Source organism: Streptomyces sp. DH37 (assembly GCF_029813835.1).
Classification (GTDB): Bacteria; Actinomycetota; Actinomycetes; order Streptomycetales; family Streptomycetaceae; genus Streptomyces.
In genome coordinates, this window is the sequence record NZ_JARVKV010000019.1 from 21200 (window position 1) to 39579 (window position 18380).

18 protein-coding genes are annotated in these 18380 nt (G+C 73.5%); 8 read left to right on the plus strand and 10 right to left on the minus strand.

Translation table 11 applies throughout. The features are described 5' to 3' along the window. Nucleotides 1–203 precede the first annotated feature (203 nt). A complete protein-coding gene (gene ychF, locus QC029_RS12480) occupies nucleotides 204–1292 on the minus strand; it encodes a redox-regulated ATPase YchF (protein ID WP_279555675.1) in 1089 nt (362 codons plus the stop codon). Between the two features lie 136 nt (nucleotides 1293–1428). Between ychF and QC029_RS12485 the strand changes: the two genes are divergently transcribed. After that, nucleotides 1429–2151 (plus strand): DUF6542 domain-containing protein, encoded by a 723-nt coding sequence (locus tag QC029_RS12485; protein WP_279555676.1) that lies wholly within the window; start codon nucleotides 1429–1431, stop codon nucleotides 2149–2151. Here the strand turns inward: QC029_RS12485 and QC029_RS12490 are convergent. Next, nucleotides 2148–3128 carry a 4-hydroxy-3-methylbut-2-enyl diphosphate reductase gene (locus QC029_RS12490; protein WP_279555677.1) on the minus strand — a complete coding sequence of 327 codons (981 nt, stop codon included), beginning with the start codon at nucleotides 3126–3128 and terminating at the stop codon, nucleotides 2148–2150. The genes QC029_RS12485 and QC029_RS12490 overlap by 4 nt on opposite strands. Nucleotides 3129–3242: 114 nt before the next feature. Between QC029_RS12490 and xseA the strand changes: the two genes are divergently transcribed. From xseA to QC029_RS12505, 3 genes are all read left to right on the plus strand, one after another. Beyond that, nucleotides 3243–4463, plus strand: a complete 1221-nt coding sequence (gene xseA, locus QC029_RS12495; protein WP_279555678.1) for an exodeoxyribonuclease VII large subunit — start codon at nucleotides 3243–3245, stop codon at nucleotides 4461–4463. Nucleotides 4464–4503: 40 nt separating this feature from the next. Continuing rightward, nucleotides 4504–4800 carry an exodeoxyribonuclease VII small subunit gene (locus tag QC029_RS12500; protein WP_279555679.1) on the plus strand — a complete coding sequence of 99 codons (297 nt, stop codon included), beginning with the start codon at nucleotides 4504–4506 and terminating at the stop codon, nucleotides 4798–4800. A 94-nt stretch (nucleotides 4801–4894) separates the two neighbouring features. Continuing rightward, the gene (locus QC029_RS12505; protein WP_279555680.1) at nucleotides 4895–5488 is read left to right on the plus strand and encodes a malonic semialdehyde reductase; all 594 of its coding nucleotides are present in this window, start codon (nucleotides 4895–4897) and stop codon (nucleotides 5486–5488) included. 79 nt (nucleotides 5489–5567) lie between these two features. Here the strand turns inward: QC029_RS12505 and QC029_RS12510 are convergent, their stop codons facing one another. Further along, a complete protein-coding gene (locus QC029_RS12510) occupies nucleotides 5568–6188 on the minus strand; it encodes a DUF4245 domain-containing protein (protein WP_336621581.1) in 621 nt (206 codons plus the stop codon). A gap of 168 nt (nucleotides 6189–6356) precedes the next feature. On the opposite strand from QC029_RS12510, the gene glpX reads away from it, so the two are divergent. After that, nucleotides 6357–7391 (plus strand): class II fructose-bisphosphatase, encoded by a 1035-nt coding sequence (gene glpX / locus QC029_RS12515; RefSeq protein WP_279555683.1) that lies wholly within the window; start codon nucleotides 6357–6359, stop codon nucleotides 7389–7391. 125 nt (nucleotides 7392–7516) lie between these two features. Here glpX and QC029_RS12520 read toward each other — a convergent pair whose 3' ends face one another. Together QC029_RS12520 and QC029_RS12525 are read right to left on the minus strand one after the other, a co-directional pair. Further along, nucleotides 7517–7876 carry a WhiB family transcriptional regulator gene (locus QC029_RS12520; RefSeq protein ID WP_279555684.1) on the minus strand — a complete coding sequence of 120 codons (360 nt, stop codon included), beginning with the start codon at nucleotides 7874–7876 and terminating at the stop codon, nucleotides 7517–7519. Between the two features lie 264 nt (nucleotides 7877–8140). Next, nucleotides 8141–9103 carry a LysR substrate-binding domain-containing protein gene (locus tag QC029_RS12525; RefSeq protein ID WP_279555741.1) on the minus strand — a complete coding sequence of 321 codons (963 nt, stop codon included), beginning with the start codon at nucleotides 9101–9103 and terminating at the stop codon, nucleotides 8141–8143. Nucleotides 9104–9292: 189 nt separating this feature from the next. On the opposite strand from QC029_RS12525, the gene QC029_RS12530 reads away from it, so the two are divergent. After that, on the plus strand, nucleotides 9293–9847 hold the full coding sequence (locus QC029_RS12530; protein WP_279555685.1) for a peroxiredoxin: 555 nt from the start codon (nucleotides 9293–9295) through the stop codon (nucleotides 9845–9847). A 15-nt stretch (nucleotides 9848–9862) separates the two neighbouring features. After that, a complete protein-coding gene (locus QC029_RS12535) occupies nucleotides 9863–10426 on the plus strand; it encodes an alkyl hydroperoxide reductase (RefSeq protein WP_279555687.1) in 564 nt (187 codons plus the stop codon). 116 nt (nucleotides 10427–10542) lie between these two features. Here QC029_RS12535 and QC029_RS12540 read toward each other — a convergent pair whose 3' ends face one another. The 5 genes from QC029_RS12540 to QC029_RS12560 form a co-directional block, all read right to left on the minus strand. Further along, the gene (locus tag QC029_RS12540) at nucleotides 10543–12666 is read right to left on the minus strand and encodes a serine/threonine-protein phosphatase (protein ID WP_279555688.1); all 2124 of its coding nucleotides are present in this window, start codon (nucleotides 12664–12666) and stop codon (nucleotides 10543–10545) included. 23 nt (nucleotides 12667–12689) lie between these two features. After that, nucleotides 12690–13367, minus strand: coding sequence for a bifunctional 2-polyprenyl-6-hydroxyphenol methylase/3-demethylubiquinol 3-O-methyltransferase UbiG (locus QC029_RS12545; RefSeq protein WP_279555689.1), 678 nt, complete (start codon nucleotides 13365–13367; stop codon nucleotides 12690–12692). 180 nt (nucleotides 13368–13547) lie between these two features. Further along, nucleotides 13548–14231: a DUF402 domain-containing protein gene (locus QC029_RS12550; protein WP_279555690.1), complete on the minus strand. Its 684-nt coding sequence runs from the start codon at nucleotides 14229–14231 to the stop codon at nucleotides 13548–13550. A 73-nt stretch (nucleotides 14232–14304) separates the two neighbouring features. Further along, nucleotides 14305–15711, minus strand: coding sequence for a class II fumarate hydratase (locus QC029_RS12555; protein WP_279555691.1), 1407 nt, complete (start codon nucleotides 15709–15711; stop codon nucleotides 14305–14307). A gap of 27 nt (nucleotides 15712–15738) precedes the next feature. Continuing rightward, the gene (locus QC029_RS12560; protein WP_279555692.1) at nucleotides 15739–17457 is read right to left on the minus strand and encodes a fumarate hydratase; all 1719 of its coding nucleotides are present in this window, start codon (nucleotides 17455–17457) and stop codon (nucleotides 15739–15741) included. A gap of 217 nt (nucleotides 17458–17674) precedes the next feature. On the opposite strand from QC029_RS12560, the gene QC029_RS12565 reads away from it, so the two are divergent. After that, nucleotides 17675–18271, plus strand: coding sequence for a DUF1707 domain-containing protein (locus tag QC029_RS12565; protein ID WP_279555742.1), 597 nt, complete (start codon nucleotides 17675–17677; stop codon nucleotides 18269–18271). Nucleotides 18272–18380: the final 109 nt, after the last annotated feature.

Genomic DNA, 18380 nt, shown 5'->3' on the forward strand with positions numbered 1-18380 from the left:
CGCGCCTCCGCGACAGTCCGTGGCTCCGGGCACAGCGTACTGGCGTACGAGGGCGTCAGACAGAGCATCAGACAGGCGCCAGACAGGGCATCGGGCAGGGCGCCAGACAGAGCGGTCGGACAGGGCGTCGGGCGGGGCGTCGGGCGGGGCGTCCCGGGGCGCCGCGTGCCGGCCGGATCGGCGAGCGGTGTCGCCCCGGCCGCTCAGACGTTGAAGCGGAACTCCACGACGTCGCCGTCGCGCATCACGTAGTCCTTGCCCTCCATCCGGGCCTTGCCGCGGGCGCGGGCCTCGGCCACCGAGCCCGCCTCGACCAGGTCCTCGAAGGAGATGACCTCGGCCTTGATGAAGCCCTTCTGGAAGTCGGTGTGGATCACGCCGGCCGCCTCGGGGGCCGTGGCGCCCTTCCTGATCGTCCAGGCGCGGGCCTCCTTCGGGCCCGCCGTCAGGTACGTCTGGAGGCCCAGGGTGTCGAAGCCGACGCGGGCGAGGGTGGCCAGGCCCGGCTCGTCCTGGCCGACCGACTGGAGGAGCTCCAGGGCGTCGGCCTCGTCCAGCTCGGCGAGGTCGGACTCCAGCTTGGCGTTGAGGAAGATCGCCTCGGCCGGGGCGACCAGCTTGCGCTGCTCGTCCTTGAAGGACTCGTCGGCCAGCTCCTCCTCGTCCACGTTGAAGACGTAGAGGAAGGGCTTGGTGGTGAGCAGGTGCAGGTCGTGCAGGAGCTCGGCCCGCTCGGAGCCCTGGACGATGCCCGCCGAGAACAGGGTGCGGCCCTCCTCCAGGACGGCCTGGGCCTCCTCGACGGCCTTGACCTTGGGCTGGACGTCCTTCTTGATCCGGGACTCCTTCTGGAGCCGGGGCAGGACCTTCTCGATGGTCTGGAGGTCCGCGAGGATCAGCTCGGTGTCGATCGTCTCGATGTCGTCCTTCGGCGAGACCCTGCCGTCGACGTGGACGACGTTCTCGTCGTCGAAGGCGCGGATGACCTGGCAGATCGCGTCCGACTCGCGGATGTTCGCCAGGAACTTGTTGCCCAGCCCCTCGCCCTCGCTCGCGCCGCGCACGATGCCCGCGATGTCGACGAAGTCGACGGTCGCCGGGAGGACGCGCTGGGAGCCGAAGATCTCCGCGAGCCGGGCGAGCCGGGCGTCGGGGACGCCGACGACGCCGACGTTCGGCTCGATGGTGGCGAACGGGTAGTTGGCCGCCAGGACGTCGTTCTTGGTCAGGGCGTTGAACAGGGTCGACTTGCCGACATTGGGCAGGCCGACGATTCCGATCGTGAGCGACACGTGGCGACTTCCCGTAACGAGGATCTTGGTGGATCGGCCCGGGTGGGGCCGATCCACCAGTCTACGGGCACTCCAAAGGGCGGCCCTGGCGTGTCCGTCCCGGGCTCCGGGCCGGTGCCGGGCCTACGTTGGTGCGGTGGAGCAACACAGTGCGCGCATCCCCCGTCTCCGTCCGCGTCGCCGGACGGCGCAGTCCGCGTCCCCCCAAGCCGAGGAAGGCGCGCGGCGGCGCGAGCCGGAGCGCCCCGCGGCGGGCCGCCCGCCGCGCGCGGGCGGCCCGGGTGGCCCGGGCGGCGGGGCCCTGCGGCGCGAGTGGCCGCCCGGCGCACGGCTCACCGGACTCGGCTGCGGCCTGCTGGCCACGGGCGCGATGACGCTCGCCGGCGGGCTGGACGCGCTGCTGCTGGACGGCCGCCCGGCCGTCTACGGGGTCTGCTTCCTGCTGGTCAGCGCCGTGTGCGCGCTGTGGGTGCGGCCGGCCGACCTGGCCGCCGCGCCGATCGTGGCGCCGATCGCGTTCACCGCCGGACTGCTGTTCATCAGCGGCGGCTCGGGCGGGCCGGGCGACCGGCTGGTGGAGCTGGTGACCGCGCTGGCCGTGCACGCCGGATGGGTGTACGGCGGCACGCTGACCGCCGTGGCCGTCATCCTCGCCCGCGGGCGGATCGGCCGCAGGCCCGGCGCCAGGCGCGCCGGGCCCCGCCGGACGGGGAGGGCCGGGCGGAGGGCGGAACGGAGAGCCGGACGGGGAGCCGAGCGGACGGCCGGGGAACCGAGGACGGCCGGGGAGCCGAAGCCGCCCTCCGCGCCCGCGGGGGCGGAGGGCGGCGACCGTCCCGCGGAGCAGCCCGCGGGCTAGCCGGCGGCCTTGCGCTCCGCCTCGGCGCGCAGGTCCCGGCGCAGTTCCTTGGGGAGGGAGAAGGTCAGCTTCTCCTCCATCGGCTGGACGACCTCCACATCGCCGTAGCCGCGCTCGGCCAGCCACTCCAGCACGCCCTCGACCAGCACGTCCGGCACCGAGGCGCCCGAGGTGACGCCGACGGTGGCCACGCCCTCCAGCCACGCCTCGTCGATCTCGGAGGCGTTGTCGACCAGGTGGCCGGCGCCCGCGCCCGCGCCGAGGGCGACCTCGACCAGGCGGACGGAGTTGGAGGAGTTCCTCGATCCGACGACGATGACGAGGTCGGAGTCGGCGGCGATCTGCTTGACCGCGGTCTGCCGGTTCTGGGTGGCGTAGCAGATGTCGTCGCTGGGCGGGCTGACCAGCTGGGGGAAGCGCTCCTTGAGCGCGTCGACCGTCTCCATCGTCTCGTCGACCGAGAGGGTGGTCTGGGAGAGCCAGACGACCTTCGAGGGGTCGCGCACCTCGACGTTCCCCACGTCGCCGGGGCCGTCGACCAGTGTGATGTGGTCGGGCGCCTCGCCGCTGGTGCCGATGACCTCCTCGTGGCCCTCGTGGCCGATCAGGAGGATGTCGTAATCCTCCTTCGCGAAGCGGACGGCCTCCTTGTGGACCTTGGTCACCAGCGGGCAGGTCGCGTCGATGGTCGCCAGCTTCCGCCGCTCGGCCTCCTCGTGGACGACCGGGGCCACGCCGTGGGCGGAGAAGATCACGATGGAGCCCTCGGGCACCTCCTCCGTCTCGTCGACGAAGATCGCGCCCTTCTTGCGCAGGGTCTCCACGACGTACTTGTTGTGGACGATCTCCTTGCGCACGTAGATCGGCGCGCCGTACTGCTCCAGGGCCTTCTCGACGGCGATCACGGCGCGGTCGACGCCCGCGCAGTAGCCGCGGGGCGCGGCGAGGAGGACCCGGCGTGCGGTCGTTGCAGTCATGGGGCCATCGTACGGGCCCGGGCCGCGGGCCCCGGGCGGGCGGTGCCCGGGAGCGGCGGCGGCCGGGAGCGGCGGCGGCCCCCGGTTGTCGGCGGGGGCGGCTAGCCTCCTTCCATGGCTCTCAACACGTCGCCCGAGGCGCCGGTCCCCGTCGGCGAGGTGTCGCGGCTGATCGGCGGATGGATCGACCGGCTCGGCGCCGTCTGGGTCGAGGGGCAGATCACCCAGCTCTCCCGGCGCCCCGGCGCGGGGGTGGTGTTCCTGACCCTGCGCGACCCCTCGTACGACGTCTCCCTGACCGTGACCTGCTACCGCGCGGTCTTCGACAAGGTGGCGGACGTGGTGGGCGAGGGCGCCCGGATCGTGGCGTACGGCAAACCGGAGTGGTACGCGCCGCGCGGCCAGCTCTCCCTGCGGGTGAGCGAGATCCGGCCGGTGGGGATGGGCGAACTGCTCGCGCGCCTGGAGCTGCTGAAGAAGGCGCTGGCGGCCGAGGGCCTGTTCGCGGCCGAGCGGAAGAAGCCGCTGCCGTTCCTGCCCCGGCTGGTCGGCCTGGTCACCGGGCGCGCCTCGGCGGCCGAGCGGGACGTGCTGGAGACGGCGCGGCAGCGCTGGCCCGCCGTCCGCTTCGCCGTGCGCAACGTGGCCGTGCAGGGCGTGCACGCGGTGCCGCAGGTGATCGCCGCGGTCAGGGAGCTGGACGCCGATCCGGCCGTGGACGTGATCATCGTGGCTCGGGGCGGCGGCAGTGTGGAGGACCTGCTGCCCTTCTCCGACGAGCAGCTGGTGCGGGCGGTGGCCGACTGCGTCACCCCGGTCGTCTCGGCCATCGGGCACGAGCCGGACACCCCCCTGCTGGACCTGGTCGCCGACCTGCGCTCCCGTACGCCCACCCACGCGGCCAAGGACGTCGTGCCGGACGTGCGCGAGGAGCTGGAGCGGGTGCGGCAGCTGCGCGAGCGGGCGCTGCGGGCGGTCGAGGTGACGCTGGAGCGGCAGGAGCGAGGTCTGGCGGACACCATGAGCCGTCCGGTGATGGCCCGGCCGTACACGATGGTGGAGGAGCGCGAGGAGCAGGTCGCGGCGGCGCTCGACCGCGGCCGGCGGACGTTCGGCCACCTGCTGGCGCGGGCCGAGGCGGAGCTGGAGCACACCGCCGCCCGGGTCGTCGCGCTCTCCCCCGCCGCGACGCTCGGACGCGGCTACGCGGTGCTCCAGCGCGCCGACGGGAGCGCGGTGCGGGTGGCGGACGAGGTGGCCGACGGCGAGCGGCTGCGCGCCCGGGTGGCCCGGGGCGAGCTGACGGTGGTCGCGCGGCGCGGCGAGGACGGGTGACGGCGGCCCCGTGTCGGACCCCGGGCCTAGGCTGAGGTGCATGACAGACACGAGCACGGGCACCCCGCCGGCCGGCGAGATGGGCTACGAGCAGGCGCGCGACGAGCTGATCACCGTGGTCCGCCGTCTGGAGGCGGGCGGCTCCACGCTGGAGGAGTCGCTGGCGCTGTGGGAGCGCGGCGAGGAGCTGGCCGCGGTCTGCCGCCGCTGGCTGGAGGGCGCCCGGGCGCGGCTGGACGCGGTGCTGGCGGAGGACGGTGACGGCGGGGACGACGAGGGGGAGGACGACGGGGAGGACGGGGACGACGGCGAGGACGAGGACGACGCGGAGGGGTGACGGCCCGGGCGCGGCGGGGTTCTGCTTGAGCGTTTGACTTTCCGCCGCCTAAGGTGAGTAGTGCAATTTTGAACTACCTACCGGGAGGCATCCCATGACCCTGGCCCTCGACGGCGCCGCCCAGGACCTGCTCTTCCGCGAGGCGCACACCGCGCACTCCTTCACCGACGAGCCGGTGACCGACGAGCAGATCCGGGCGGTGTACGACCTGGTGAAGTACGCCCCGACCGCCTTCAACCAGTCGCCGCTGCGCATCACCCTCGTCCGCTCCCCCGAGGCCCGCGAGCGCCTGGTGCGGCACCTGGCCGAGGGCAACCGGGCCAAGACCGCCGCCGCGCCGCTGACCGCGGTCCTCTCGGTGGACCTCCACTTCCACGAGCGGCTGCCGGAGCTGCTCCCGCACGCCCCCACCCTCAAGGACGACGTCTTCGCCGAGCCCGCCGTCCGCGAGAAGCACGGCACGTTCAACGCCGCGCTCCAGGTCGGCTACTTCATCGTCGGCGTCCGCGCCGCCGGGCTGGCCGCCGGGCCGATGACCGGCTTCGACGCCGACGGCATCGACAAGGAGTTCTTCGGCGACGGCAGGCAGCGGGTACTGGCCGTGGTCAACATCGGCAGGCCCGGACCGGAGTCCTACCGCCCCCGGTCGCCGCGCCTGGCCTACGAGGACGCCGTCACCACCGTCTGAGCCGCACCGGACGGCACGGGCGGCACGGGCCGCCGGACGCGTCCACCCGGCGGCCCGTGCCCGCACCGGCCGCCGGCGCTCAGCCCTTCCCGGCCTCCCCGGCCTGTTCGGCCTCCCCGGCCTGCTCTGCCTCTCCGGCCTCCCCGGCCTGTTCGGGTTCCCCGGCCTCTTCGGTCTCGAGCGCGGCGGCCAGCCGCGCGAGGCTGTCGAACGGCGCCGTGCCCGTCACCACCGTGGTCACCCCGGGCTCCTGCCGGACCAGCGCGTCGTACTTGGGCCCCTCGTAACGGACCCACTCCTCACCGTCGACCGTCTGGGTGCGGTCGGTCGGCTCGGCCCCGTGGGTCACCTTCTCGATGAACGTCACGGCCCGGCCGTCGCTCTGCTCGACGGCCGCGTACTCGTTCTCCGGATCCATGAAGCCCAGGTGCCAGTGGGCCCCGTGGTCGCCGCGCCCGTCGTAGTCCACCGAGGTCGCGCGCCATGTCTCGGGCAGCCCCGTCGGCGCGGCCACCGGGTACGGGGCCGCGCGCCGCGCCGTGACCACTTCCACGTCGTAGCTGATCGGACGCACCGGGTCCAGGGAGTCGTCGTGCGGGATGAACAGGTACACGATGCCGGCGCCGAGAAGGACCACCAGCATCGACAGCACCATGTCCCGCGCTGTCTGCCTACCGCGCTTGCTTGCCGTGCTTGCCACGCCTCCATCGTCCCTCATGCCCGTTTCCGGCCGGACAACCACCCCCTTCCCGCTCATCCGTGGGGGAGTCTGCTCACTCTGTCACTGCTCCGGATAGGGTCGAAGGACCCTCAACACTTCGGCCGTCGCGTTCGGACGCCGTACAGACGTGCAGAAAGGTGCGTCACGATGACCGATCACCACCACCTCCCCTCCCAGCTCGAGGTCAGTCCCGAGGCCCCCGACCGCAACCTCGCCCTCGAACTCGTCCGCGTGACCGAGGCGGGCGCCATGGCGTCGGGCCGCTGGGTCGGCCGCGGCGACAAGAACGGCGCGGACGGCGCCGCCGTCCGCGCGATGCGCACCCTGGTCTCCACCGTCTCGATGAACGGCGTCGTCGTCATCGGCGAGGGGGAGAAGGACGAGGCCCCGATGCTCTACAACGGCGAGCGCGTGGGCGACGGGACCGGCCCGGAGTGCGACGTGGCCGTGGACCCGGTGGACGGCACCACGCTGACCGCCAAGGGCATGGGCAACGCGGTGTCGGTGCTGGCCGTGGCCGAGCGCGGCTCGATGTTCGACCCGTCGGCCGTGTTCTACATGGACAAGCTCGTCACCGGACCGGAGGCGGCCGAGTTCGTCGACATCACCGCCCCGCCCTCGGTCAACATCCGCCGGGTGGCCAAGGCCAAGGGCGGCGCGCCGGAGGACGTCACCGTCGTCATCCTCGACCGGCCCCGCCACGACGGCGTCGTCAAGGAGGTCCGGGAGTCCGGGGCCCGGATCAAGTTCATCTCCGACGGCGACGTCGCGGGCGCGATCATGGCGGCCCGCGAGGGCACGGGCGTCGACCTGCTGCTGGGGATCGGCGGCACGCCGGAGGGCATCATCGCCGCCTGCGCGATCAAGTGCCTGGGCGGTGTGATCCAGGGCCGGCTGTGGCCCAAGGACGACGAGGAGCGGCGCAAGGCGGTCGACGCGGGCCACGACCTGGACCGGGTCCTGACCACCGACGACCTGGTCAGCGGCGACAACGTGTTCTTCGTCGCCACCGGCATCACGGACGGCGATCTGCTGCGCGGCGTGCGCTACCGCGCGGAGACCGCCACCACCCAGTCGCTGGTGATGCGCTCGAAGTCCGGCACGATCCGCCAGATCGACTCCACCCACAAGCTGTCGAAGCTCCGCGCCTACAGCGCCATCGACTTCGACCGGGCCCGCTGACACCCGAGCGGCGGGCCCGGAGGCCCGCCGCCGCACGGGCGTACGGGGGTGTTGACCTGCGCTCCGGCCCCCGCCGGCGGGGCGGCGGGACCGAGGGGCGCGGCAAGGGAGCGACGGGAGGGCGGTCAGGCGATGCGGGGCACCTGGGCGGGCTGCCCCAGGTCGGCGTCGCGGCGACGGCGGCGGGCGAGCATCACTCTGCGCTCGGCCGCGGTCAGCCCGCCCCACACGCCGTACGGCTCGGGCTGGAGCAGCGCGTGCTCGCGGCACTCGATGAGCACCGGGCAGCGCGCGCAGACCCGCTTGGCCGCCTGCTCGCGCGAGAGACGGGCCGCGGTGGGCTCCTTCGAGGGCGCGAAGAACAACCCGGCCTCGTCCCTCCGGCAGACCGCCTCGGAGTGCCACGGTCCGGCTTGCTCACGCGACGATGTGCGCTGGACAGGGACGACGGCGGCCTGCGGAGACTGATGCGGCGTTGGCAGCACGGTCTACTCCTGACGACGGCTACGGCTGTTCGATCTTTCGATTGAGTCACCTTGACCCGCCTTGCTGCGCACGGCAGTTCGCGCTGCGGCCGTACGAGAGACGATGCATCGGCTCTACCCACTGTGCGCACGCTTATGCATACGGTGGCGTACCGCCGGACGCCCGGCGCGCGCCCCCGCGGCGGTGCGCCGCGGGGCACACGGCGGCCGTGTGCGCAGCGTGACGTGCGGTGCGCCGGGCCGCCGTCCGCGCCTCACGCTCCGTCAGTCCACGATCCGCACCGGAAGCGGACGCATTGCCTCCCGCAAATCCTTGGCGAGTACCGCGAACTCCTCCCGCCGAGCCGCGCCCGCCCGCATCGCCAGACCGATCCGGCGCGAGGGCGCGGGGTCGGCGAAGCACGCGGTCGCCAGCAGTTCGTTGCGCGCCGTCTCCACGCGCAGCGAGGTGCGCGGCAGCAGCGTCACGCCCAGGCCGCCCGCGACGAGCTGGACCAGGGTGGACAGCCCCGCCGCGCTCGTGGTGGCCGGCACCCCGTCGGTGCGTCCGGCCTCCCGGCAGACGTCCAGGGCCTGCTGGCGCAGGCAGTGCCCCTCGTCCAGGAGCAGCAGCTCCAGGCCGCGCAGCGTCTCGCGCGGCACGCCGTCCCGGCCGGCCAGCTCGTGGCCGCGCGGGGTCACCAGCACGAAGTCCTCGTCGAACAGCGGCACCGTCTCCACCCCGCCGGCGCCCGCGGCCTCCGGCGCGCCGGGCGGCACCGCGAGCAGCAGCAGGTCGAGCCGTCCGGCCAGCAGGCCGTCGAGCAGCGAGGCGGTCTGCTCCTCGTGCACCTGCAAGTCGAGCGCCGGGTAGCGATCGTGAACGAGTCTCAGCACCGTCGGCAGCAGGTAGGGCGCGCAGGTCGGGATCACTCCCAGTCGCAGTACGCCCGTGAAGGGCGCCCGCGCCGCCTCCGCCTCCTCCAGCAGTTCGTCCACCGCCTCCAGCACCGTCCGCGCTCTGGACGCCAGGCGCTCGCCCGCCGGGGAGAGCAGTACCCTTCGCGTCGTACGCTCCAGCAGCTTCACGCCCAGTGACTCCTCCAGGGCCGCGACGGCGCCGGAGAGGGCGGGCTGGCTCATCCCGATCTCCGCGGCGGCCTCCCGGAAGTGGAGGTTGTCCGCCACGGCCGCGAACGCCCGCAGTTGGGACAGCGTGGGCTGACGGGCCTGCCGCGACCCCGGCATCCCCTGGTGGGAGCGCCGGCGGGACTCCTGGCGCGGTCTGTGCGCCGGCAGAGTCACTGATAACCACCTCCGATCAATGGCAGTGAGTCTAGCTATTTCTGTGATCAATGTTGGCTATGGCAGTGTGGATCGCGTCCAACCCTCAGGAAAGCCCCGGCCCGGGGCATTTCCACGCAACAAGGAGAGCGTGTGCTCACTGTCGGTGACAAGTTCCCCGAGTTCGACCTGACCGCCTGTGTGGACCTCGACGCGGACAAGGCGTTCGAGCAGATCAACCACAAGACGTACGAGGGCAAGTGGAAGGTCGTCTTCTTCTGGCCGAAGGACTTCACCTTCGTCTGCCCGACCGAGATCGCCGCCTTCGGCAAGCTGAACGACGAGTTCGCCGACCGCGACGCCCAGATCCTCGGCGTCTCCGGTGACTCGGAGTTCGTGCACCACGCCTGGCGCAAGGACCACGCCGACCTGCGCGACCTGCCCTTCCCGATGCTGGCCGACCCCAAGCACGAGCTGATGCGGGCCTGCGGCGTCGAGGGCGAGGACGGCTACGCCCAGCGCGCCGTCTTCATCGTCGACCAGAACAACGAGATCCAGTTCACCATGGTGACCGCCGGCTCCGTCGGCCGTAACCCCAAGGAGGTCCTGCGGGTCCTGGACGCCCTGCAGACCGACGAGCTGTGCCCCTGCAACTGGTCCAAGGGCGAGCAGACCCTCGACCCGGTCAAGCTGCTCGCGGGCGAGTGAGGATCTGAGGACGACATGGCTCTCGACGACCTGAAGTCGGCCCTGCCCGACTACGCCAAGGACCTCAAGCTCAACCTCGGTTCGGTGATAGGGAACTCCGACCTACCCCGGCAGCAGCTGTGGGGCACGGTGCTGGCCTGCGCGATCGCCGCGCGCTCGCCGAAGGTGCTCGCCGAACTGGAGCCGGAGGCGAAGGCCAACCTCTCCCCCGAGGCGTACACCGCCGCCAAGGCCGCCGCGGCCGTCATGGCGATGAACAACGTCTTCTACCGCACCCGGCACCTGCTGTCGGACCCGGAGTACGGCACCCTGCGCGCGGGCCTGCGGATGAACGTCATCGGCAACCCGGGCGTGGACAAGACCGACTTCGAGCTGTGGTCGCTGGCCGTCTCCGCGATCAACGGCTGCGGGCAGTGCCTGGACTCGCACGAGCAGGTGCTCCGCAAGGCCGGTGTGGACCGCGAGACGGTCCAGGAGGCCTTCAAGATCGCGGCCGTCGTCCAGGCCGTCGGCACGGTGCTGGACGCCGAGGCGACGCTGGCCGGGGCGCAGGACGGCGCCGTGTCCGCCGCGGTCTGACGCGATCTGGCACGGTCTGATGCGATCTGGCACCCGGCCCGGCCGGATCCTCCCGCGCGAACGGCCCCGCACCCCGGAGGGTGCGGGGCCGTTCGGCTGCCCGGCCCGGTGGGCCGTCACGGCAGCGCGAGCTCGAACCAGACCACCTTGCCCGTGCTCAGCCGGGTGGCGCCCCAGCGCCGGGCCAGCCGGTTGACCAGGTACAGGCCCCGGCCGCCCTCGTCCGTGGCCCTGGCCTGCCGCAGCCGCGGCAGCTGCGGCACGTCGTCACCGACCTCGCAGCGCAGGGTGTCGGTGCGCAGCAGCCGCAGGGTGATGGGCCGCTCGGCGTACCGCACGGCGTTGGTCACCACCTCGCTGACCAGCAGCTCGACGGAGTCCGTCAGGTCGTCCAGCTCCCAGCGCTCCAGCGCCCGCCGCGCCAGGCGGCGCGCCTGCCGCGCGGTCTGGGCGCGCGGGTCGAGGTACCAGTAGGCGACGTCGCTGGGCGGGATCCCGTCGAAGCGGGCCGCCAGCAGCGCGATGTCGTCGTCCCGGTCGCCGGGGCCGAGGATGTCCAGCACCTCGTCGCACAGCGGCTCCAGCGGCGGCGGGGTGTCGGGGCGGGTCAGCCCGGCCGTCTCGGTCAGCTTCTCGCGCAGGTGCTCGATCCCGGTCCACACGTCGCGGTGCCGGGACTCCACCAGGCCGTCGGTGTAGAGCAGCAGCGTGGCGCCCGCCGGGGCGTCCAGCTCCACCGCCTCGAAGTCCACGCCCCCCACCCCGATGGGCGCTCCGGCCGGGATGCGCAGCACCTCGGCGTGGCCGTCGCGGTGCAGCATCACCGGCGGCGGGTGCCCGGCGTTGGCCACCACGATCCGGTGCGCCACCGGGTCGTAGACGGCGTACAGGCAGGTCGCCATGCGGTCGCTGCCGAGCCGCTGGGCCTGCTCGTCGAGGTGGTGCAGCACCTCCTGCGGCGGCAGGTCGAGCCCGGCCAGGGTCTGCGCGGTGGTGCGCAGCTGGCCCATGATCGCCGCGGAGGTCATGGAGTGGCCCATGACGTCCCCGACGACGAGGGCCACCCGGCCGCCGGGCAGCGGTATCGCGTCGTACCAGTCGCCGCCGACCCGCGCGGTCTCGGCCGCCGGGAGGTAGCGGCTGGCCAGCGTCACCCCGGTGGGCTGGGGCAGCTCGTCGGGGAGCATGGTGCGCTGGAGCTCGTCGGCGATGTACGCCTCGCGCCCGTAGAGCACCGCCTTGTCCACGCCCAGCGCGGTGTGCGTGGCCAGCTGCGCGGCCACCAGCAGGTCGTCGCCCTCGAAGGCGGCCCGGTCCGGGCGGCGCAGGAACACCGCCGCGCCGATCACCCGGCGGCGTCCGCGCAGCGGGGCGAGGACGGCCCGGCGCCCGGGCGGGATCTCGCGCACGGGGCCGAGCAGTTCGGGCAGCGCCTCGCGGGCGGTGGGCGCGTCGCCGAACACCGGCCGCACCCCGCGCAGCACCTCGGCCAGCGGGCCGCCGCCGCGCACCTCGATCAGTTCCGGCGTCCCGCTCACCACGTCCTCCGGCGGGCTGGCGAGCAGCGGCAGCGGGAACTCCCCGGTGTCGGAGGGGTCGGCGTCGGAGGGGACCGGGGCGGCGTAGTCGGGCAGCCGGTCGGTACGGCGCAGCCGCAGGAGGAAGGGACCGGCGGGCCGCTCGTCCCCCACCGGCAACGGGTCGCGCAGGTAGACCAGGATCGCGTCCGAGAACGCCGGGACGCTGGCCCGGCACAGCCCGAGCACGGTCTCGTCCAGATCGACGCCGCGGGCGATCCGCCGGGTGGCGGCTCCCACGAAGCGCAGCCGGTCGCCCCCGCGCCGCTCCCGCTCGACCCGCTCGTCCCCGCCGGGGTGCCCGGCCGCCCCCGGCGCGGCGCTCCCGTCGGCGGGGTCCGGCACGGCGGGACGGCTGCGGCCGGCGGGCTCGTCGCCGCCCGCGGGCCGGGCGTGGCCGGTGCGCGGAGGGTGTCCGGCGTCCGGCACGGGCACGTCCTGCGGCGGGGCGGGGACGTCCTGGGGTACGGCGGTCAGGTCGGACGCGCCCGGCTCGTCCCGGGGGTCGGGAAGGGCGGCGTGCGCGGCGTCGGCACGGCCGGCCGCTCGTCCCGCCGCGGGCGCGGCCGTGCCGGCACCGCCGCCCGTCGGCCGGGCAGCGGACTGTCGTGGGGTCGGATACTCCGTCACGCGTTGGGTTTCCATCCGTCCGGGGCCGCGCATCGGGCGTGCCCAGCGCTTGGGGGCTAGGGGCGTCGGCAGTGCAGGAAGACCTGGATCTCGGGAGAGACGTCCGTGCTGGCCGGTGCGTACGCGAACGACTCCTCCCCGGCGATCTCGAAGCCCGCGTCGCACACCACCTGGCGCAGCTCCTCCCGCAGATAGCCGGATACCCGGATCGTGTGGCCCAGGAACGGGATCGCGAAGTCGTCCACGTCCGCCTCGACCATGCCGAGCGCCAGCAGCCCGCCGGGGCGCAGCTGCCCGTGCAGCATGCGCAGGGCGACGGGGATCTCCTTGCGCGGCAGCATCAGCAGCGAGAAGAAGGCGGTGGCGCCGTCGAAGGGCCCCAGGCCGGCGGTCTCCAGGTCGGCGAGGTCCATCAGGTGGAACTCGGCGCCGGGGACGTTGTCCCGGCTGAGCTCGACCATGTGGGGCGAGATGTCGATGCCGGTGACCCGGTGTCCGGCGTCGGCGAGCTGCCGGGCGGTGGGGACCCCGGTGCCGCAGCCGACGTCGAGCACCCGCGCTCCGGCGGTCAGCTCTCCCGCCAGCCACGCGCCGGCGGCCAGCTGCCCCTCCTTGTGCGGGAAGACGTCGTCGTAGCGGTCACCGATCGCGTCGAACGCCTCGGCCTGCCCGGCGCGGTCGATCGCCGCCCGGTCGTAGCCCGTGTACACCTGGTGACCTTCCGTGTTGCTCACGTCTGGGGGCTCCTCTCGCGGCGGTGCGCCAAGTCCCTTGCGATGGCCGGGAGTTCGATGCGGTCGGGCTTTCCGCCGAGTCCGGGGGTGATCCTACGTTCGACGCCCGGGGGCACAGCAAGGGATCGCGGAATGTCCCCCGCCATCATGCGAGACGCACGGCCGCCCCCACCAGCCCTTTCACCCGATCCGTACAGGTTCGCGGTCCCAGTCCCGCGGCAGCCGGGGGATCCGCCAGGCGGGATCGGGCCGCCAGTCCTCCCAGCCGTCGCCGAAGGGGCTGCGCCAGGCGCGGATCGCCTCCACCGCCCGCCGCCCCGCGGCCCGTACGCGCTCGGCCTGGGCGGCGTCCATCAGCCCGGCGCGCTGCGCCTGGTCGAACTCGTCCTCGTCCCGCCACTCCCAGGTGCGGTCGGGGTAGACGGCGATGTCCAGGAAGTGGTCCTCGGAGTCCACTCCGCCCGCCCAGCGGCGCAGCGGCTCCTCCAGGTTGACGTACCAGTTCTTGAACCGCCAGCCGCGCTCCCAGAACAGCCACACCGACCAGGGCTCGCCGGTCCGCGCGAGCTTGAGGACCCCGGTGCCGAACCAGCGCGACCGCACCGTCCGGCGCGGCTTGGTGTAGCGGGTGGCGAGCGGTTCGCGGTGCACGGGCGTGCCGTCGGCGAGCTCCGGCTTGACGCAGGCGGTCCCCGGCGCCATCCACACGGCGAGCAGGTCCGGGGTGTCGCGGACGACGGTCATGGGACGGCAGATGTGCAGGGCGTCGCTTCCGTTCGCCCGGTAGCGCCACAGGATGTGCTCGCCGGCCCTCCAGCGGGTGCCGCCCGCCGCGCGTGTGTGATCCGCCGTCTCCGCTGTCATGCGCGGATCCTAGTCGGGGGCCGGGGGCGGGGCCGCGATCCACGCCACAGCCCCCGGCCGGAACCGCCCGCCCTCAGGGACGGGTCATGCGCAGCACGTCCAGGGCCCGGTCGAGCTGCTCCAGGGTGAGCATGCCGCGCTCGACGTAGCCGGCCTCCAGGACCACCTCGCGGATCGTCCTGCGCTCGGCCAGGGAGCGCTTGGCGACCTTCGCGGCCTCCTCGTAGCCGATGTACCTGTTCAGCGGGGTCACCACGGACGGGGAGGACTCGGCGTACTCGCGGGCGCGCTCCGCGTCGGCCTCGATGCCGTCGACCGTGCGGTCGGCCAGCAGCCGGGAGGCGTTGGCCAGCAGCCGGATCGACTCCAGCAGGTTGCGGGCGATCACCGGGAGCATGACGTTCAGCTCGAAGTTGCCCGACGCGCCGGCCACCGCGACCGTCGCGTCGTTCCCCATGACCTGGGCGGCGACCATCAGGACCGCCTCGGGGACCACCGGGTTGACCTTGCCGGGCATGATCGAGGAGCCGGGCTGGAGGTCGGGCAGGCGGATCTCGGCCAGGCCGGTGCGCGGCCCGGAGGACATCCAGCGCAGGTCGTTGCAGATCTTGGTCAGGCCGACGGCGATGGTGCGGAGCTGGCCGGAGGTCTCCACCAGGGCGTCGCGGGCGCCCTGCGCCTCGAAGTGGTCGCGGGCCTCGGTCAGCGGCAGGCCGGTGGCGCGGGCGACCTCGGCGATCACCGCCGCGGAGAAGCCGGGCGGGGTGTTGATGCCGGTGCCCACCGCGGTGCCGCCCAGCGGCAGTTCGGCCAGGCGCGGCAGCGACGCGCGCAGCCGCTCCACGCCGTAGCGCATCTGCGCCGCGTAGCCGCCGAACTCCTGGCCGAGCGTGACGGGCGTGGCGTCCATCAGATGGGTGCGGCCGGACTTGACGACCTCGGCGAACTCCTCCGCCTTGCGCTCCAGCGAGCCGGCCAGGTGCTCCAGGGCGGGGATCAGGTCCCCGGTGACGGCGGCGGTGGCCGCGATGTGGATGGAGGAGGGGAAGACGTCGTTGGAGGACTGGCTGGCGTTGACGTGGTCGTTGGGGTGCACCGGCGCGCCCAGCCGCTCGCTCGCGAGCGTGGCCAGGACCTCGTTCATGTTCATGTTGGAGGAGGTGCCGGAGCCGGTCTGGAAGACGTCCACGGGGAAGTGGTCGTCCCAGCGCCCGTCGGCGACCTCCTCGGCGGCCTGCCCGATGGCCCGGGCCATGTCCGCGTCCAGGACGCCGAGCTCGGCGTTGACCCTGGCCGCGGCGGCCTTGATCCGGGCCAGCGCCTGGATGTGGGTGCGCTCCAGGCGCCGGCCCGAGATCGGGAAGTTCTCCACGGCGCGCTGCGTCTGCGCCCGCCACCTGGCGTGGGCGGGCACCCGCACCTCGCCCATGGAGTCGTGTTCGATCCGGTATTGCTGCTGTTCGTCGCTCGTCCCGGTCATGGGGACGAATCTACTGGTGCGGGCCGGTCAGTCCGCGGACCGCACCGGGATGGACGTGACGAAGGGCTGGGCCGGGCCGGGGTCGGTGAAGAAGTCGTTGCCCTTGTCGTCGACGACGATGAAGGCGGGGAAGTCCTCGACCTCGATCCGCCAGACCGCCTCCATGCCCAGCTCCTCGTACTCCAGGACCTCGACCTTCCTGATGCAGTCCTGGGCCAGGCGCGCGGCCGGGCCGCCGATGGAGCCGAGGTAGAAGCCGCCGTGCCGCGCGCAGGCGTCGGTGACCTGCTTGCTGCGGTTGCCCTTGGCCAGCATCACGAAGGAGCCGCCCGCGGCCTGGAACTGCTCGACGTAGGCGTCCATGCGGCCGGCGGTGGTCGGGCCGAAGGAGCCGGAGGCGTAGCCCTCGGGGGTCTTGGCCGGGCCCGCGTAGTACACGGCGTGGTCGCGGAGGTACCGCGGCATCTCCTCGCCCGCGTCCAGCCGCTCCTTGATCTTGGCGTGGGCGATGTCGCGGGCCACGACCAGCGGGCCGGTCAGCGACAGGCGGGTCTTGACCGGGTACTTGGACAGCTCGGCGCGGATCTCGTCCATCGGCCGGTTGAGGTCGATGCGCACCGCGCCGTCCTCCAGCGCGCCGTCGAGGTCGGCGTCGGTGGTGTCGGGCAGGAAGCGCGCCGGGTCGGTCTCCAGCTGCTCCAGGAAGACGCCCTCGGCGGTGATCTTGGCGACGGCCTGGCGGTCGGCGGAGCAGGAGACGGCGATGGCCACCGGGCAGGACGCGCCGTGGCGGGGCAGGCGGACGACGCGCACGTCGTGGCAGAAGTACTTGCCGCCGAACTGGGCGCCGATGCCCAGCTTCTGGGTGAGTTCGAAGACCTTCTCCTCCAGTTCCGGGTCGCGGAAGCCGTGGCCGGTGGGGGAGCCTTCGGTGGGCAGGGAGTCCAGGTAGTGCGCGGAGGCGTACTTGGCGGTCTTGAGCGCGTACTCGGCCGAGGTGCCGCCGACGACGACCGCCAGGTGGTACGGCGGGCAGGCGGCCGTGCCCAGCGAGCGGATCTTCTCCTCCAGGAAGCGCATCATGGACGCCTCGTTCAGGACGGCCTTGGTCTCCTGGTAGAGGAAGGACTTGTTGGCGCTGCCGCCGCCCTTGGCCATGAACAGGAACTTGTAGGCGCCGCCGTCGGTGGCGTACAGCTCGATCTGCGCCGGGAGGTTGGAGCCGGTGTTCCTCTCCTCCCACATGGTCAGCGGCGCCATCTGCGAGTAGCGCAGGTTGAGCCGGGTGTAGGCGTCGTGGATGCCGCGGGAGAGGGCCTCCTCGTCGCCGCCGTCGGTGAGCACGTTCTGGCCGCGCTTGCCCATCACGATCGCGGTGCCGGTGTCCTGGCACATCGGCAGGACGCCGGCGGCGGCGATGTTGGCGTTCTTCAGCAGGTCCAGGGCCACGAAGCGGTCGTTGGGGGACGCCTCGGGGTCGTCCAGGATGCGGCGGAGCTGGGCCAGGTGGGCCGGGCGCAGGTAGTGGGAGATGTCGTGCATCGCCTCGGCCGCGAGCTTGCGCAGCGCCTCCGGCTCGACCTTCAGGAAGGTGCGTCCGCCCGCCTCGAAGGTGCTGACGCCCTCGGCGGTGACCAGGCGGTAGGGGGTGGTGTCCTCGCCCAGCGGGAGCAGGTCCGTGTAGGCGAACTCCGGGTGGGTCGGGCGGGGGACGACCGCGCGGTGCGGGCGGGGGTCGGCAGGCATGGACGGTCTCTTCCTCTCGGTGATGGCGCCTCACAGGGTATGACTCCCGGCGGACGGCGGCGGTGTGAGGTGCGGCTCAGTCGGCGTCCCGGGCTTCCCCCGGGCCCGCCCCCTGGTCGCGATGTATCGCGTTCGCTAGGGTGGCGGCGTGGACGAGAAGACCTCCCTGCGGAAGCAGCCCGCGGCGCGGCCCGCCGCGCACTCCCCCGCTCCTCCGGTGGCCGAGGCGGACGTGCGCGCCTCCGACGCCGATCGCGACCGGGTGGCGGAGATCCTGCGCGAGGCGCTCGCGGAGGGCCGGCTGGACGCCGACGAGCACGCCGAGCGGATCGACGCGGTGTACCGGGCCAGGACGATCGGCGCGCTGCGGCCGCTGGTCCGCGATCTGCCGGCGGGGCGCCAGGAGCCCGCCCCGGCCGCCCCGGCCGCCCCGCACTCGGCGTGCGGGGCGGCCGGCGACAACCTGGTCGCGGTCTTCAGCGGGGCCTCGCGCAGGGGCCGCTGGCGGGTGGGGGCCAGGATCAACGCCTTCGCCCTGTTCGGCGGGGTCGAGATCGACCTGACCGAGGCGCTCTTCGAGCGGCGGGAGCTCGTCGTCAACGCCACGGCGATCTTCGGCGGCGTCGAGATCAGGGTCCCGGAGAACGTGACCCTGCGCGGCTCGGGCACCGGGATCATGGGCGGCTACGACGTGGAGTCGGCGGAGTCGGCGGACCCGGACGCCCCGGTGGTCGTGGTGCGCGGCGCGGCGGTCTTCGGCGGCGTCGAGGCGAGGGCGAAGCGCGGCAAGCGCCTGCGGGACCTGCGCCGCTGACGCCCCCTCCCCGCGCACCGGGCCCCCGCGCGCAGGGCGCCTGCGGACCGGGCCCCCGCGGACGGGCCGCCGCCCGTACGGTCCTCCCCCTGTCCGGGCCGTACGGGCG

What these genes read in the sequence shown, in the direction of transcription:
- QC029_RS12490 (WP_279555677.1), bottom strand. Translation starts at nt 3,128, where the DNA reads ATGACTGCAACGACCGCACGCCGGGTCCTCCTCGCCGCGCCCCGCGGC.
- xseA (WP_279555678.1), top strand. Translation starts at nt 3,243, where the DNA reads ATGGCTCTCAACACGTCGCCCGAGGCGCCGGTCCCCGTCGGCGAGGTG.
- QC029_RS12500 (WP_279555679.1), top strand. Translation starts at nt 4,504, where the DNA reads ATGACAGACACGAGCACGGGCACCCCGCCGGCCGGCGAGATGGGCTAC.
- QC029_RS12505 (WP_279555680.1), top strand. Translation starts at nt 4,895, where the DNA reads ATGACCCTGGCCCTCGACGGCGCCGCCCAGGACCTGCTCTTCCGCGAG.
- glpX (WP_279555683.1), top strand. Translation starts at nt 6,357, where the DNA reads ATGACCGATCACCACCACCTCCCCTCCCAGCTCGAGGTCAGTCCCGAG.
- QC029_RS12525 (WP_279555741.1), bottom strand. Translation starts at nt 9,103, where the DNA reads ATGCCGGGGTCGCGGCAGGCCCGTCAGCCCACGCTGTCCCAACTGCGG.
- QC029_RS12535 (WP_279555687.1), top strand. Translation starts at nt 9,863, where the DNA reads ATGGCTCTCGACGACCTGAAGTCGGCCCTGCCCGACTACGCCAAGGAC.
- QC029_RS12540 (WP_279555688.1), bottom strand. Translation starts at nt 12,666, where the DNA reads ATGCGCGGCCCCGGACGGATGGAAACCCAACGCGTGACGGAGTATCCG.
- QC029_RS12550 (WP_279555690.1), bottom strand. Translation starts at nt 14,231, where the DNA reads ATGACAGCGGAGACGGCGGATCACACACGCGCGGCGGGCGGCACCCGC.
- QC029_RS12555 (WP_279555691.1), bottom strand. Translation starts at nt 15,711, where the DNA reads ATGACCGGGACGAGCGACGAACAGCAGCAATACCGGATCGAACACGAC.
- QC029_RS12560 (WP_279555692.1), bottom strand. Translation starts at nt 17,457, where the DNA reads ATGCCTGCCGACCCCCGCCCGCACCGCGCGGTCGTCCCCCGCCCGACC.